General features: G+C 52.7%; 13 protein-coding genes. 12 read left to right on the forward strand and 1 reads right to left on the reverse strand.

Annotated features, from left to right (window positions below):
• Positions 1-16: 16 nt before the first annotated feature.
• The 11 genes from A8990_RS12390 to A8990_RS12440 all read left to right on the forward strand — a co-directional run bounded on the left by A8990_RS12390 (position 17) and on the right by A8990_RS12440 (position 12007).
• Positions 17-1342, forward strand: a complete 1326-nt coding sequence (locus tag A8990_RS12390) for an outer membrane lipoprotein-sorting protein (RefSeq protein WP_116189341.1) — start codon at positions 17-19, stop codon at positions 1340-1342.
• Positions 1343-1505: 163 nt separating this feature from the next.
• The gene (alr, locus tag A8990_RS12395; protein WP_116189342.1) at positions 1506-2690 is read left to right on the forward strand and encodes an alanine racemase; all 1185 of its coding nucleotides are present in this window, start codon (positions 1506-1508) and stop codon (positions 2688-2690) included.
• A 232-nt stretch (positions 2691-2922) separates the two neighbouring features.
• The gene (locus A8990_RS12400; RefSeq protein ID WP_116189343.1) at positions 2923-3204 is read left to right on the forward strand and encodes a CopG family ribbon-helix-helix protein; all 282 of its coding nucleotides are present in this window, start codon (positions 2923-2925) and stop codon (positions 3202-3204) included.
• 3 nt (positions 3205-3207) lie between these two features.
• Positions 3208-3558 carry a type II toxin-antitoxin system PemK/MazF family toxin gene (locus A8990_RS12405; RefSeq protein ID WP_090581240.1) on the forward strand — a complete coding sequence of 117 codons (351 nt, stop codon included), beginning with the start codon at positions 3208-3210 and terminating at the stop codon, positions 3556-3558.
• A 188-nt stretch (positions 3559-3746) separates the two neighbouring features.
• Complete coding sequence (locus A8990_RS12410) at positions 3747-4439, forward strand: hypothetical protein (RefSeq protein WP_116189344.1); 693 nt, start codon at positions 3747-3749, stop codon at positions 4437-4439.
• A gap of 13 nt (positions 4440-4452) precedes the next feature.
• Positions 4453-5124 (forward strand): hypothetical protein, encoded by a 672-nt coding sequence (locus A8990_RS12415; RefSeq protein WP_116189345.1) that lies wholly within the window; start codon positions 4453-4455, stop codon positions 5122-5124.
• A gap of 217 nt (positions 5125-5341) precedes the next feature.
• Entirely contained in the window at positions 5342-7141 is a 1800-nt protein-coding gene (locus A8990_RS12420) for a sensor histidine kinase (protein ID WP_181909542.1), read from the forward strand.
• On the forward strand, positions 7119-8738 hold the full coding sequence (locus A8990_RS12425; RefSeq protein WP_116189347.1) for a response regulator transcription factor: 1620 nt from the start codon (positions 7119-7121) through the stop codon (positions 8736-8738). The genes A8990_RS12420 and A8990_RS12425 overlap by 23 nt, the downstream gene beginning before the upstream one ends.
• Before the next feature lie 151 nt (positions 8739-8889).
• Positions 8890-10212, forward strand: coding sequence for an ABC transporter substrate-binding protein (locus A8990_RS12430; protein ID WP_116189348.1), 1323 nt, complete (start codon positions 8890-8892; stop codon positions 10210-10212).
• A gap of 83 nt (positions 10213-10295) precedes the next feature.
• Positions 10296-11180 carry a carbohydrate ABC transporter permease gene (locus A8990_RS12435; protein ID WP_116189349.1) on the forward strand — a complete coding sequence of 295 codons (885 nt, stop codon included), beginning with the start codon at positions 10296-10298 and terminating at the stop codon, positions 11178-11180.
• The gene (locus A8990_RS12440) at positions 11177-12007 is read left to right on the forward strand and encodes a carbohydrate ABC transporter permease (protein ID WP_116189350.1); all 831 of its coding nucleotides are present in this window, start codon (positions 11177-11179) and stop codon (positions 12005-12007) included. Before A8990_RS12435 ends, A8990_RS12440 begins: the two co-directional genes overlap by 4 nt.
• A 475-nt stretch (positions 12008-12482) precedes the next feature.
• Here the strand turns inward: A8990_RS12440 and yicI are convergent, their stop codons facing one another.
• A complete protein-coding gene (gene yicI / locus A8990_RS12445) occupies positions 12483-14807 on the reverse strand; it encodes an alpha-xylosidase (protein ID WP_116189351.1) in 2325 nt (774 codons plus the stop codon).
• Between the two features lie 139 nt (positions 14808-14946).
• Between yicI and A8990_RS12450 the strand changes: the two genes are divergently transcribed.
• The gene (locus tag A8990_RS12450; RefSeq protein ID WP_181909543.1) at positions 14947-15822 is read left to right on the forward strand and encodes an AraC family transcriptional regulator; all 876 of its coding nucleotides are present in this window, start codon (positions 14947-14949) and stop codon (positions 15820-15822) included.
• Positions 15823-15847: the final 25 nt, after the last annotated feature.

Raw genomic sequence — 15847 nt, forward strand, 5'->3', positions numbered from 1 at the left:
ATGAGGGGTTGATCTCATGCGTCGTCGAATCAGTTTTCTCGCGGTAATCTTGCTATGCCTCACGGCGGTGCTCGCAGGCTGCGGGACTAAGGACGCGGAATCGGTTGTCAAAGATTTGGACAAAACGTTGAACGGGTTGGAAAGCTATCACGGCAAGGGCACCATGACGCTGCATACCGGCCAGCAGCCGCTGGAGTATCAGGTGGACGTTTCGTTCCAGAAGCCGCAGTATTACCGCATTGCGCTTACGAACGCGAAGAAGGATATTACGCAAATTGTGCTTCGCAACGATGAAGGCGTATTCGTTCTAACGCCGCGCCTCAATAAAGTGTTCCGTTTCCAAAGCGATTGGCCGGCTAATCAAGGACAAGTCTACTTGTACCAAACGCTGGTGCAGAGCATTCTGCTGGACAACTCCCGCCAGTTTGCGGTAGACAATGATGCGTATGTATTTGACGTTATGGCGAACTATCAGAACGGATCGCTCGCACGGCAGAAGATTTGGCTGAACAAATCCGACTATGCGCCGAGCAAAGTTCAAGTGAGCGACGCGAACGCAGCCGTTATGGTTGAGGTCAAATTCGACTCCTTCCAATTCGGTTCGAAGCTGGAGAAGAGCGTATTCGATACACAGACCAATATGGGTACACCGGCGGGGGACAAGGGTGACAAGCCTACCATCGCTGCCCCGGACGACAGCAACAACAGCAGCAATAGCAGCAACAGCAGCAATAACAGCGAGAATAGCAGTGCGGCGAATGACGGAAGCAGCAACAACAATTCCGATCAAGCGGCAACGTCGCCGGACAACAATTCTTCGGATTCGAATTCGAACAATGCGCAGGCGGATTCGAACAGTGACGCCAATTCGAGCGGCAACAATCCGGACAACAGCGCATCCAGCACGGATGTAGACAATTCGAGCAACAACGGCAGCGATAACAGCAGCAGCAATGCGAATGAAGACGCGGAAGATACGATGGTGCCAGCCGGCAGCCAAAGCTTCGTAGCGCTCGAGCCTTCCTACTTGCCGGATGGCGTGTCCGAGAAGGATCAGCAAGACATCGTGTTCGGCGGCAACGCAGGCATCGTCATCCGTTACGCAGGCGATTACGAATATACATTAATCGAGACGCAGCCGAAGGATGTAGCGGTATCTCAAACGAAGGGCGAGCTGGTGGATCTCGGCTTTACAGTCGGCGTCCTCACAGGCGCGGAAGATGAGCAGAAGACGCTGACTTGGACGTATAACGGTACAGAGTTCCGTCTTACAAGCGGCGACCTGCCTCAGAACGAAATGTACCAAATCGCACAATCGGTGCAAGGCGAGATGTCAAAATAATGCCGGTGCGATAAACAATTTCCAGCACTTGTTTGACCTGAAATACCCGCGATTTTATTGACAGCCGGAAGCCTAAGCGTTTAACATTAGGTCTACGGGTTTAAAAATAAACGCCTGCCCAATGCGGTAGGCGTTTACTTTTTGGAAATGAAGGTGGACCAAGTTGAACTTTGGTGCTTACTATCGCCCAACGCGGGCAGAGATTTCATTAGATGCGCTTGCGCATAACTTAAAGTCCTTTCGTGAAGCAATCCCGAAAGGCATGCGAATCCTCGCAGCCGTGAAAGCGAATGCTTACGGTCATGGCGCAATAGAGGTCGCACGTGAAGCAGAACGCTGCGGCGTAGATTATCTCAGTGTTGCTTTTCTGGACGAAGCGCTTCAGCTTCGGCAGGCTGGCATTAAGTCGAGCATTCTGGTGCTCGGGTATGTTCCGCCGGAAGGGCTTGCTGCCGCACGTGAAGCGAATATCTCGATTGCCCTGTTCAGCGATGCCATTATTGAAGCGGCGGCTGCACTTCCGCCTAGCGATAAGAAACTGACGGTGCATGTGAAGATCGACACCGGCATGGGTCGTCTTGGCATATTGGCTGGCGACGAAGCATTGCCTTTCGTTCAGCGTGCCGTGCAGGAGCCGAATTTGTTTGTCGAAGGGCTCTTCACGCATTATGCGCGGGCAGATGAGACGGACAAGAGCTATACGGAACTGCAATACGAACGCTTCACCAAAGTGGTGAAAGAGCTGAAGGCAGCTGGGTTGGAAATTCCGATCATCCACGCTGCAAATAGTGCAGCAGGCATTGATACACCGGAGATGGGCTACGGCATGCTGCGCCTCGGCATCAGCATGTACGGTTTATATCCATCCGCTGAAGTGAACAAGACGCGGATCGCGCTTGAGCCGGTGCTCACCTTGAAGACCGCAGTGGTGATGGTGAAGGATGTGCCGCCAGGCTGGGGAATCAGCTATGGAACGCGATATTTCACACAAGGCACCGAAGCCATAGGAACGATCCCGATCGGTTACGCCGACGGCTTTAACCGGATGTTGACTGGCAAAGCAGAAGTGCTGGTGCGCGGACAGCGGGTTCCGGTGCGCGGCACGATCTGTATGGACCAATGCATGATTGGGCTTGATGCAGCGGCAGCAGCCGGGAACAAACCGGTCGAAGTAGGCGAGGAAGTTGTCGTTATCGGCCGTCAAGGCGATGCAGCAATAACGACAGAAGAAGTTGCAGATCAGCTGGGTACGATTAATTATGAAATTACGTGCGCGCTTGCAAACCGCGTGCCTCGTGTTTACATGCGCGGCGGCAGTGTAACGGCGGTAACGAATCCGCTATTGTAGGTTCAGGAATTAATTACCTGTGAAGGATTTGCACTGGTTTTAGAGGATTTTATCATCTAACCGCGAATAATGTTATAGAGGCAGTTTGTCTTTAAATGAAGGTCTTTCCGTAATACCGGTATGCAGCATACTTGATATATCGCTCGCATACATATGAGGGTGTATAATACGGCCCAAACAATGACATACTGTTACTGTTTTTTGTTGGAAATGTTTTGGAGGTGCGAGTTCGGTGGCCAATGTGCAAAACACCAAAAGGATTATGATCAGCTTACCGGATCATTTGCTGGAGGAAGTCGACGGAATCGTCGCCAAAGAAAACTCGAACCGGAGCGAATTTATTCGTCAGGCAATGAAGTTGTATTTAATTGAACGAAAGAAACGCCAGATTCGCGATTCGATGCAGCGCGGTTATTTGGAAATGGCGAAAATCAACTTAGTGATGGCGTCGGAAGCTTTTCAAGCGGAGGAAGATGCCGGCGATACGCTCGGCCGACTCGTAAGCGGGGTGTAAAGCTTGATCGTTAAACGCGGCGATGTGTTTTTTGCTGACTTGTCACCTGTTGTCGGTTCTGAACAGGGAGGAGTGCGTCCTGTTCTGGTTATTCAAAATGATATTGGCAATCGCTTCAGTCCGACCGTCATTGTAGCTGCGATTACAGCTCAAATACAGAAGGCGAAGCTGCCGACGCATGTAGAGATTGATGCGGCGCTTCATGGGTTTGACCGTGATTCCGTCCTTCTTCTCGAACAGATTCGCACGATTGATAAACAGCGTCTTACCGACAAGATCACACACCTCGACGATGAAACGATGCGCAAAGTAGACGAGGCGCTGCAGATCAGCGTTGGTCTTATTGATTTTTGAATAGGCTTAATACGACAGCAGGGCCGAAATGGGCTCTGTTTTTTTTTGCGTTCAAATCGATTGCGCGCAGTAATGTCGATAAGGTCGGTCTTCGGACGTAGCGCAAGTTCAATCCTGCGCCGCTGTCTGCGAAGCGGCATTCCATCCATAATGAGAGTAAGATGAATCACTAATGGAGGAATGACGAGATGAACACAATGAATCGGCCGGATTTTGCAATTTCGGGTATGGGACGCACTGGCGGCGGAGACTTCCACCGCGCCCAGCTGGATGGCGTCAGCACAGTGGAAGGAGACCTGGATTGTTATTCCTTCAAGATGAACGGGCTGGCTACAGTGAAAGGCAGCGTTAGGGCAGAGGAACGGTTCGAGGGCAACGGGAAGCTGAAGGTGGAAGGCCCGGTAGCGGCTGCAGTGATGAAGCTGGAGGGGCAAATTACGATAAATGGGTCCGTTCAGAGCGACGTCTTCGAGGGCAGCGGCTATATGAAAGTGCATGGCGACTGCCGCACGAATCGTTGTGATGTTCGGGGAGCGCTCGCTGTGGATGGAGTGCTGAGCGCGGATCAAATGCATGTATGGCTGGAAGGGCCGTTTCGCGCAGAGGCGATCCGGTGCAGAGAGCTGCGGGTGAAGACCACGCACGGCGGTACGCTGAAGCGGCTGTTGAATTCGATTCTGCCTGCTACGTGGCAAACGCAGCTGCGTGCAGATTTCATCGAAGGCGATGAGATCGAGCTGCGGGAGACGACCGCATCGCTCGTTCGCGGCCGCCGCGTATCGATTGGAGCGGGCTGCGTGATCGACCGCGTTGAATATGAGAGTGAGCTTATCGTGCACCCGGACGCTGTCGTCCATTCGCGCGAGCAGCTCGTGCGATAGGAGGGCATAAGCGATGGCGACAGGCGTTAGCAGGAAGGTGAAGATTACCGGCTCAGGCTCGACGTCCGGCGGTCTGTTCGACAGCGTCCGCGTGATGGGCGAAGGCCAGGTGCTTGGTACAATCGAGAGCGAATCGGTCAAAAGCATGGGCACGCTGAATGTTTCCGGCTCGCTCAAAGCAGGGCAGTACCAGCAGATTGGGGAAACGGTAGTGTCTGGAGATTTGATGGGCGGCTATATGAATGTGCTTGGCCAGCTGAGCGTGTCCGGTCGCATTCGCTGCCGTTCGATGAAGCTGCGGGGCCAGCTCGATGTGCTCGGCGAATGTGAAGCCGATGACTTCGATGCAAGAGGCGGCTTCCATATTCATGGGCTGCTAAGCGGCAAAGTTGTCGACATCCGCACATGGGGACCGTGCAAGGCGAAGGAGATCGGCGGCAACAGGGTGACCGTTCGCAAGAGCAAATGGGGCGGCATGAAGCAGTGGTTCTCCGGCAAGCATCCGATGGAGCTGTCGGCGGAGCTGATCGAGGGCGAGAGCATCTATCTGGAGCATACGACGGCTGACGTCGTTCGCGGCAATGAAGTGACGATCGGACCGGGCTGCCGGATCGGGCTCGTGGAATATCGCCGGTCGCTCAAGCTGAGCAGAGATGCGGAAGTGGAACAGCAGGTGAAGCTATAACGTTGCTGTCAGAGTAATAACAGTACTATAAAAGTATTTATAGCTGTAACTATAGTACTTCTGGATTGGGGGCTGTGGCTGCTCGCGGAATAGGTGCATGAAGTGCACGTTCCTCGAGCGGCAGCAGCCCTCTTTTGTCTATCGACATTCTGCTATCGTTTGTATAATCCTGTCGTCGCGCTATAATAAGACTATTCTGCCGGGTGGAGGATCTGCTGTGATTGAGAGGCTGTGGCAACGACTAAATGGATACATATCGAGCAAGCTGCGCAACCAGCTCATTACGCTGTTCTCGGCAATCGGGGCGTGCATCGTTATTTTGCTGACGTACTTGTCCTATTTGCAGTCCGCTGGCATGAACCGGGATAATTTTATCGAAAGCAACGTGAAAATTTTGAAGCTGGTCAATCAGAATCTGGACGGGTATTTGGGCCGGATTGATGAGCTGTCAATCTCGCTGCGCAAAGACGCGCAGTTTATGGACGCCATTATATCGAAGGAGTATGGCAGCCAGAGCTATATCCAGAATCAACTGAAGAACTTATATTACTCCAGTGACGATATCGAAGCCGTGTCGATCTATACGCCGATGACCGGCATGCAATATACCATGTCGAAGGCATTCGTGAACCTGAAGCAGGAAGCGACGAACGAGCCGGAGGCGCAGCGTTGGTACCGGGAAGCGGCGCAAAGCCGGCGTTTCCGCAGCATTGAGTCAGGCTATGGCTCAGATGGGAGCGGACACTTTCTCGTTTTTCATCGCATTCTGATCAATATCGCGGATAAGAAGCCGCTTGCTGCGGTGTCAATCTCCTATAACCTGAACGAGATTAAACGGATTTTGCAGGATATGACAGGCAAGTCCGGTGAATATATCGGGATCTATAACGAACAGAACGAATTGTTTTATGCTGAAGGACCGAAGCTGGCGGAGGCGAAGACGGAGAGTCTGCTGCGAACGATACCTGTCGACGCAACCGATACCGAGCATTCGACCTGGACGATCGATGGGGAGCGGTACTTGGCGATTTATAATGTGTCCCTGAATAACGGCTGGAAGCTGGTGACGCTGACGCCTTACAGCGTGCTGAACAAGGAAGCTTCGCATGCCGGCTGGATCAATCTGATTGCTGGCGCGGCGTTCGTCGTGCTGCTCATCTTCGTCATTGTTGTGGCGGCGAATGCGATCACGAGCCGGCTCATGAAGCTGTCTCGCCAAATTGTGATGCTCGGAGACGGCAATTTCGAGGTGCAGAGCGAGATTGAAGGCAGTGACGAGATCGCGCACCTGTCGCGAAAATATAACCAAATGATCGTGAGAATAAACGAGTTGATTGGTGAACGCTACGAGATGCAGATCAATGAGAGAACGGCAAGGTTAATTGCGCTTGAGGCGCAGATTAATCCGCATTTTCTATACAATTCGCTGCAGGCGATCTCGACCGAGGCGATCATTAGCGGGCAAGAGAACATTCAGGAGATGGTCGACGCGCTGGCATCTTCGCTCCGTTATGCGATCAAGGAAGCGGAGACGGTTCGGGTGAAAGAGGAGCTTGCTCACGTCGGCAATTACATGCTGCTGCAGCAAGCGCGTTTCGGTGAGAGACTGCGGTTGCAAGTTGAGGCGGAAGAAGCGGTTATGGAAGCTTGGATTCCGAAGATGACGGTGCAAATTCTGGTCGAGAACACGATCAAGCACGGGCTTGAGCAGATGATGGGAACGATGGAGGTACGGGTGAAGGCAGAAGCTGCGGAAGGCAGCCTCATCATCACCGTATCCGACAATGGCCCCGGCATTGCGGAGGAGCGGCTGATCGAGATTCGGTCGCTGCTGGACAGCCAGGTGCTCGAGTATCGCGAAGGCATTGGCTTAAATAATATAAATGCGAGAATTAAGCTGTTGTTCGGACCGGAGTCCGAGCTTCACATTCATAGCAGGCATGGAGAAGGGACGACCGTTATAGTGACGCTGCCGCTAAGAGAGGAGAGACCGTATGTACAAGGCTATCATCATTGACGACGAGCTGCCGGCACGCCGGGCTATCAGGGCGCTTGGAGAATGGGAGCAATACGGCATCGAGATTATTGCTGAAGCAGACAATGGGAAGCAGGGGCTGGAACTGCTGGAGACAGAGGAGCCGGATCTTGTCTTTGTCGATATGAAAATGCCGCTGATGAGCGGAGACGAATTTCTCAATAAGGCGCGAATCCTGCATCAGGAAGCTTGTTATATCGTCATCAGCGGGTTTGATGACTTCGCTTATGCGCGCAGCGCCATGCAGGCAGGCTCGGTCGATTATTTGCTCAAGCCGATTCGCAAGGCAGACCTGAATACCGCGATTGGCCGCGCGATTGCGATTATTGCGGAGCGCCGGGAGCGCGTGCTTAGCGAGAGCCGTTCGCGGATTTATCGCAATCTGTCCGCGCCGCTTGTGAAGGAGAAAATCTATTCCTCCATCATCGACAAGAGCGGACGATTCCACCACATCGTCGAGCTGCGGGCTGTGCTTGATACGGAAGAGCTGTCTTCATTGTGCCGCGTCGTCGTCTTCAAGCTTCTTAATGCACGGGATGTGATCGAGCAGCGTTTCAAGAACGATTCCCATGCTTTCTATTATGCGCTTACCAATGCGGTGGACGAGCTGCTTGACCGATTCGGGAAGACGTTCAGCTTCAAGAACAACCGCGATGAATCGGAGATTGTGGCGGTCATCAAGCTGTCCGGACAAGCCGATTCGTTGAGCATTCAAGTCCATGAACTCTCCGCTCAGCTGACTTCGGTCTTCGACGTTAAGCTCGTTGCTGCCGAAGGCCCGACCGCATCGATCGAGAGCCTTGGCGAATCCTACGACGCGGCACTAAGGACACTTATGGACCTGAACATGATTGATCTTCGCCCGGTTAAGCTGTCCTCTTCCTCTTCGCAGAAGGAATCTGACACCGACCGCAGTAGATCGCTATTGGAGCGTTCAAGGTTGTTCATTCAGCCCATCGAATCTGGCAGTGAGCGCCAGGCCATGCAGGAGCTGCGCAAATGGCTGCAGGAGCTGGAATCGACAGGCGTTGTCACCATGAGCGACATGCTGGCGATCGAAGCGGAGCTGCGGATGTTCGCGAAGTCGCTGCTCGCCCAGTTCAAGTCGGATGAGCAGGAAACCGCGGACAGCATCGCGCTGTTTGACCGCACGCTTCGCCGACGCGTATATGAGTTTGCCGCGTTCAAGGAGGCGGTGCTCGATTACTTCGAGCCGTTCTTCTCCGTGCTGGCTGAAGCGGGCCGTTCCGGCGATAATGCGTCGATAGCGGAGAAGATCAAGGCGCATATCGAGCTGCATTACGACGACGAGCTGCCGGTTTCGTTCTTCGCCGAGCGGTATCATATGAGCAAGGAGCACTTGGCGAGGCTGTTCAAGCAGAAGTACGATATCGGCATTCATGAGTACCAGCTGCAGATTCGGATGAGCAAAGCGAAGGAGTGGCTGAGCGACAAATCGCTGAAGATCCAGACGGTCAGCGAGCGGGTCGGCTTCCGCGATCAGAACTATTTTAGCAAGGCGTTTAAGAAATATACCGGTCTGACCCCGCAAGAGTTTAGGGGAAAGATGGAATCCTAATGGCGGGTGGAGCTAATCCACTCGTCATTTTTTTACCCATAAGGCGCTTGTTTTTTACATTGTGATGAAAGCCATTTCAGACGAAAATAGAGAAGCAATAAGGCATTACACAGTATGTAAGCGGTAAACAAACAGGGGGGGCTTACGATTCATGGCAGCTAAGAAATGGATGACAGTAGCAGCGACTGCAGCACTTGTGCCAGCACTTCTGACGGCATGCGGCAGCAATTCGAATAACAGCAACGAGGCGAATGCAGGCTCGAATACGAGTACGAACGCTAACTCTGGCGCGAACGACAGCGCAAGCACAGAGCCGGTAGAAATCACGATTCTCCAGTACGCACCGGAGATGACGGAATCGATCAACAAGCTGGCGGCGGACTACAAGAAGGAGCATCCGAACGTTACGATTACAGCGACGATTCACCAGGATGACTACCCAACTTTGCTGAAATCCCGCATTAACTCTGGCGATATCCCTGATATTTTTATGACAGGTGCCTATAACGAGAACAAGACTTATCAAGATTATGTCTACGATCTGAAGGACGAGCCTTTCATGAAAAATATCGTTCCAACCGCGCTTCCAGGCGTAACGTTGGACGGTAAAGTACTGGGCTTCCCGCTCGTACTGCAATCGCACTCGTTCATCTACAACAAGAAACTGTTCGCAGATGCTGGCATCACTGAGCTTCCGAAGACGTTTGCAGAGCTCGAAGATGCAGCGAAGAAGCTTCAAGCGAAAGGCGTCATCCCATTCTCCAACGGCTACAAAGAGTGGTGGGTACTGGAGCAGACGTTCACGCAAGTATTGGCGTCCATGGGCGGCGACTACGCGAAGACGTTTGACGAGCTGAACAGCGGCGACAAGAAGCTGTTCGACATCCCGGAAGCTTCGAACGTGTTCAAGCTGATCGATCTGACGACGAAATACGGCAATCCGAAGCCGCTTGAAACCGACTTGAACTCGCAGGTTGCGCTGTTCGCAGAAGGCAAAGCAGCGATGATGCACCAAGGTACTTGGGTTGAAGATTCCGTACGCAAGCTGAACCCGAACATTGACATGGGCTTCATGCCAGGTCCTGTAGGCGACGATGCGTCGAAAGCGGGCCTTATGGTTGACTCGAACATCGTATGGCGCGTCAACAAAGATTCCGACCACCTGAAAGAAGTTCTGAAATTCCTCGAGTGGATGACAACGTCCGATGCGGGCAAGTCGTTCATCCCTGTCGGCACGAAGCAAATCTCGACAGTCGCAAGCGCTCCGTTCCCGGATGCTCAGCTGTCCAAAGAAACGCAAACCTTCTTGGAAGGCGGCGTAACTTACCCTTGGGTTAAAGGCTACTGGCCAGACGGCTTCGAGCAAAAAGCCGGCGAAATCCTGCAGAAGTACATCGCAGGCGGCGCAAGTGCCGATGAAGCTGAAGCAGAGATGAATAAGACGTACAAGACGCTGGCGGAAGCCGCAGAATAAATAGAGCATCAAGTTTGACAGTGCGGCCGGAAACAAGCGTTCCGGCCTGCTGTTCATTACAGCATTCGAGTGGAGTGACTTCAATGTTTACGCGCAACAGATGGGGAAGCAGAGTAGAGTTTGGCGTATTTGTATTGCCGGCAGTCGTTTGTATTTTGCTCTCGGCGATCGTGCCTTTCGTAATGTCCATGTACTATTCCATGACCAAATGGAATGGCGTAGGCAAACATATTAAATTCATCGGCCTCAAGAACTTTAGAGAATTGCTGACTTCAGACACTAACGCGCTAAAGGCACTTATCTTTACGCTTGAATACACATTGCTGGCTGTCGTTCTTACGAACGTAATCGCGATTTTGCTGGCTGTCCTTATGACAAAAGCTTTTAAACTCCGCGGTCTATACCGGGTTTCGTTCTTCGTTCCTTATATTATCAGCTTGATCATTATCGGTTTTGTGTGGAAGTTTATGTTCACGAAGGGCTTTGACGTGCTGTACGCACAAACCGGCTGGAGCATCTTCCAGTGGAGCTGGCTGGGCAACGCGCATCTGGCGTTCTGGTCGATTCTGTTCGTCGGGATTTGGCAGTCGGTCGGCTTCTACATGATGATCTACATCACGGGCTTGCAGTCCGTTCCTGGAGACTTGCTCGAAGCAGCTTCGATTGACGGTTGTGTTGGCTTGAACCGGTTCTTCCGGATTACGCTGCCTTTGCTCATGCCTTCGATCACAGTGGCATTGTTCCTCTCGATTGCGAACTCGCTCAAGGTGTTCGATATCATCTACACATTGACGTTCGGCGGCCCGGGCGGCGCAACGAACAGTATTACGATGGATATCTACAACGAAGCATTCGTCAACAACCGGTTTGGCTACGCTACGGCGAAGTCGCTCGTGTTCGTCGTGCTTATCCTGGTCATTACCGTCATTCAAGTGCGCTTTACAAAAAGCAAGGAGGTGGAAGCGTGACGCATCGCAACCAGAGAAGATTCGATGTCATCCTAGAGATCGTCATTGCGATCCTTGCCTTATTGTTCCTATATCCGCTGTTCCTCGTCGTGTTCAACTCGTTTAAGACGTATGACCAAGTATTGACCAATATTTTGGCCTTGCCGAAGTCGCTCATGCTGGACAACTACAAACAAGTGTGGACGCTGATGGGCTATCCGAAGCTGTTCGTGAACACATTCTTCCTTACGCTTGCGGGCGTTGCTGGTATCGTGGTATTCGGTTCGATGGCAGGCTATAAGCTTTCCCGTACCAAGACGAAGCTGAGCGGTTTCCTGTTCTTCCTCTGTATCATGCCGATGATGATTCCGTTCCAATCGTTCATGATTACACTGACGAAGCTCGCAAAAACATTCCACTTGATCAACTCTCTCGGTGGTCTGGGTGTTATCTACTGGGGGCTGGGCGCTCCGCTTGCCGTATTCATGTTCCACGGCTTCGTGAAGTCGCTGCCAATGGAGCTGGAAGAGAGCGGCGCAATCGATGGCGCATCCCGTTACGGCGTCTTCGTTCGTATCGTTTTCCCTGTTATGTTGCCCGTGATCAGCACCGTTATTATCTTGAACGTGATGTGGATCTGGAACGACTTCCTGCTGCCGCTGCTTATGCTGAACGGCAAGCAATCGACGCTTCAGCTCGCATCGTACAAGTTCTTCGGCCAGTACAAGAGCGAGTGGCAATACGCGCTTACGGCTGTCGTCTACACGTCGATTCCGCCGATTGCGGTGTTCCTGGTACTGCAAAAGTACATCATCAAAGGTATGGTTGCCGGAGCTGTAAAAGGTTAATAAGTTGGTAAGCGGCGTAGAATGGGTTCTGCGCCGCTTTTCTTGTTTTGCTTGTTCGAAGAGCTTAGGACCCATGCACCTTGTGCACCTCGCAACCCCCGAAACCCCCGAAACCCCCGAAACCCAGCAGTCCGCACCCCGCACCTCCAGCACCTCCAGCACCTCCTCCAGCACCTCCGCCGCCACACCCGTTCCCACCCCGCACCTCCAGCCGTCCGCCAACAAAGCTATACTGGATATTTCCACTCATTTTGATCCAAATGAGCGGTTTTGCTCGGCTATATTGGATTTATCCGGTCATTTTCGGCAAAAAGGGCGAAATTAGACTATTTGAGGCCGAAATGAATGGATTTTTCCACTATAGCTCTCCAATTCCAGCAAAACAGTCATCCTATATTGGATATATCCACTATAGCCCGCCAAACGACAAAAAAAGGACGCAGGCAATCTGCCTACGTCCTTCAAACTTCAATCTTTATAGCTCGATAACCACCTGGGCTGCACCAGCAGCCGGGATGATCCGCACGCCTTCGGCACCGGCGTCTGCTGTGCCGCCTTGAACAGCTGCGACACCGTTCACGCCGCGAAGGAGAGCTGTCCAGCCTTCGGCTTGGCCTTGCGTATCCACTGTGATGGTGGAGCCGCTGCGAGTAGCTTTTGCCGTAAACGCCGTTTCGCCTGCAACAGTCGGTACAACTGCAGTTGCCTGAGCGCCGTCTTTCAGCGCGAACAGCTGGAGCGTAACTCCTGCTGCGTAATCGTAATCCGGACGGCTGTCTTCCGCGCCGACAGGGATAAGTGAATTTTCACGAACGAAGAGCGGCATGCTGAAATAATCGTATTGATCTTGACGCCATACGCCGCCTTCAACTTGCTCGCCAGTGATGTAGTGCATCCACGTGCCCTGCGGCAAGTAGTACGTCGCTTCACCTTCAGGATTGAAGATTGGCGCAACCAAAATCGAATCGCCCAGCATGTACTGGCGGTCGAGATAGTCGACAGTAGGATCACTGCCGAACTCCAGCACCATTGCACGCATAACCGGCAGACCGATTTTCACAGACGCTACGGATTGGCCGAACAAGTACGGCATGAGGCGCAGCTTCAGCTTCGTGTAGTGGCGAAGCACGTCAACTGCTTCTTCATCATACAGCCAAGGTACGCGGTACGAAGTGCTGCCATGCAGGCGGCTATGGCTCGAGAGCAAGCCGAACGCGACCCAGCGCTTGTACAGATCCGGCGGGGAGCTTTGCTCGAAGCCGCCGATGTCGTGGCTCCAGAAGCTGAAGCCGGACAAGCCTAGCGACAGGCCGCCGCGGAGGCTTTCCGCCATCGACTCGTACGTCGCTTCGCAGTCGCCGCCCCAGTGAACCGGGAACTGTTGACCGCCTGCTGTTGCGGAACGCGCAAACAGAGCCGCTTCACCTTTGCCGCGCTTCTCTTCAAGAAGCTCGAAAACAACTTTGTTATACAGCTGCGTGTAGTAGTTGTGCATTTGCTGCGGATCGGAGCCGTCGAAGTACACGACATCTGTCGGGATACGCTCGCCGAAGTCGGTTTTGAAGCTGTCGACGCCCATATCGAGCAGCACTGCCAGCTTGGCTTTGAACCAGTCGCATGCCGCCGGGTTCGTGAAGTCGACAAGACCCATGCCGTACTGCCATAGATCCCATTGCCACACGCTTCCGTCCGCACGTTTCACGAGGTAGCCAAGCTCCATCGCTTCATCGAACAAAGGGGAGCGCTGGGCGATATAGCTGTTGATCCATACGCAGATGTGCAGCCCTTTTGCCTTCAGCCGCTCCAGCATTTCTTTTGGATCCGGGAATACGCGCTCATCCCATTCGAAGTTGCACCATTCGTACTCCTTCATCCAGAAACAGTCGAAATGGAATACGGCAAGCGGAAGGTCGCGCTCAGCCATGCCGTCCACGAAGCTGGTTACAGTTGCTTCATCGTAGTTCGTCGTGAACGATGTTGTCAGCCACAGACCGAACGACCAAGCTGGTGGAAGAGCAGGCTTACCAGTCAGTGCCGTATAGTTGGAGAGCACGTCTTTGAGCTGTTCGCCGCCGACGATGTAATATTCAAGCTGTTCGCCAGCTACGCTGAACTGCGCCTTGGACACTTTCTCAGAGGCGATCTCGTAGGAAACGAGCTCAGGGTGATTCACGAATACGCCGTAGCCGCGGTTCGTGATATAGAACGGTACATTTTTGTACGCTTGCTCGGAAGCTGTTCCGCCGTCTTGGTTCCAGATGTCAACAACTTGTCCGTTCTTTACAAAAGGCGTGAAACGCTCGCCGAGACCGTACACCGTCTCGCCGATGCCGATGTCCAGCTGCTCGCGGAACTGGTGGTTGCCGTCAGCCGCTTTGACATAGCCAGTAGCGCGATGACCGCTGCGAGTAAGCTTGCGGCCTTTGTGCGTGTAAGTGATCGTAAGCGGATGCGCCTTCGTAATCGTCACGGCAGTGTCGCCGCTCTTCAGCGTTACGGATTCTGCCGAATCTTGAATCTCTACAGAAGCATCGCCTTCTGTCATAAGCGGGAACGAAGCTGGGCCCAGGCGGCGCGTTCCTTTATGGTGATAGAATTTTGCACGAATAATATCTTTCATCGGCGAGGAAAATTCCATCGTCATGAGCGGCTCATTCAGTGTGTTTGCGCGATTTTCCAAGTGTCGGTGGGTTGCATATACAGTAATTCGATTGCTCGAAACTTTTACATCATGGACTTCATAAGGTGTCAGTACCTGATACCCTTCGCGGGTCATCCAGTAACCGTCGCTGAATTTCATAGATCGGTTCATCCTCTCAAAAATAGTGGGTTGCTCCATAGTAACAGTATACTGATTGAAAAGTATTCATTCTTGTATTATTATGCTTATTATTAATACAATTATGATATTTGGAGATGGTATGGTGGATATCCATCATTTGCGGGAAAATCGCCGCCACGGCAGCGCGGGAACGCCTGTCGGTATCTATCGGATGGACCAAGCGGCGGGGGAGCCGATTCTTGATCATCACTGGCATGAAGAAGCGGAATTTCTCGCTGTCGTGAGCGGGGAAGCTGTCTTCCAGATTGGCTTGTCCACTTATAAGGCAAGTGCCGGCGACGTGCTGTTCATCCCAGGCGGGGAGCTGCATGGCGGGTATTCGCTGAATGGTGCGGCATGCTCGTATGGAGCACTCGTCTTTCATCTGGATTGGCTGATGAGCCAGGGAGACAACGCGACGACACAGTATTTGGAGCCGATTCGGCGCGGCAGGCTCGTGCCTGAACCCCATGCAGTTTCGGGTATTGAGTCAGGCGGGCTCGCGGAAGGATTGTTCGGGCAGCTTATGCAGCTTATTGCGATGGAGCATTCGGAAGATCCAGCGAAGCCCATGCGGCTGAAGGCAGGGCTCTATCAGCTGCTTGCGGAATATGTGACGCGTGATGCGTTTGTCCGTAGGGAGCCGCGGTCATCGCTCGATATGCATACACAGGAGCGACTCAAAACAGTCCTTACCTACATCGATATCCATTATGCGAAGAAGCTGACGATCAAGGAGCTGGCGGCGGAAGCGGGCATGAGTGAAGGACATTTCACGAGGGTGTTCAAGTCATTCATGCGCAAGACGCCAATTGATTATATTAATTCCCTGCGTATTCGAATTGCAGCTGCGATGCTGGCTGATAGCCGAGTCTCGATCGGCGAAGCTGCGCTGGAGTCCGGCTTCGATAATTTCAGTTATTTTTGCAAAATGTTTCGCAATGTCTATCAATGTACGCCGACAGAATACCGGGAACGCGAGGATTTGCGTTAACGAATGTATTTTTATGGTAGACAGT

Source organism: Paenibacillus taihuensis, assembly GCF_003386535.1.
Classification (GTDB): domain Bacteria; phylum Bacillota; class Bacilli; order Paenibacillales; family Paenibacillaceae; genus Paenibacillus_Z; species Paenibacillus_Z taihuensis.

Bases quoted from the DNA above. Each gene is read 5' to 3' on its own strand.
- A8990_RS12390 (WP_116189341.1), top strand. From the start codon at position 17: ATGCGTCGTCGAATCAGTTTTCTCGCGGTAATCTTGCTATGCCTCACG.
- A8990_RS12410 (WP_116189344.1), top strand. From the start codon at position 3,747: ATGAACACAATGAATCGGCCGGATTTTGCAATTTCGGGTATGGGACGC.
- A8990_RS12415 (WP_116189345.1), top strand. From the start codon at position 4,453: ATGGCGACAGGCGTTAGCAGGAAGGTGAAGATTACCGGCTCAGGCTCG.
- A8990_RS12425 (WP_116189347.1), top strand. From the start codon at position 7,119: ATGTACAAGGCTATCATCATTGACGACGAGCTGCCGGCACGCCGGGCT.
- A8990_RS12430 (WP_116189348.1), top strand. From the start codon at position 8,890: ATGGCAGCTAAGAAATGGATGACAGTAGCAGCGACTGCAGCACTTGTG.
- A8990_RS12435 (WP_116189349.1), top strand. From the start codon at position 10,296: ATGTTTACGCGCAACAGATGGGGAAGCAGAGTAGAGTTTGGCGTATTT.
- yicI (WP_116189351.1), bottom strand. From the start codon at position 14,807: ATGAAATTCAGCGACGGTTACTGGATGACCCGCGAAGGGTATCAGGTA.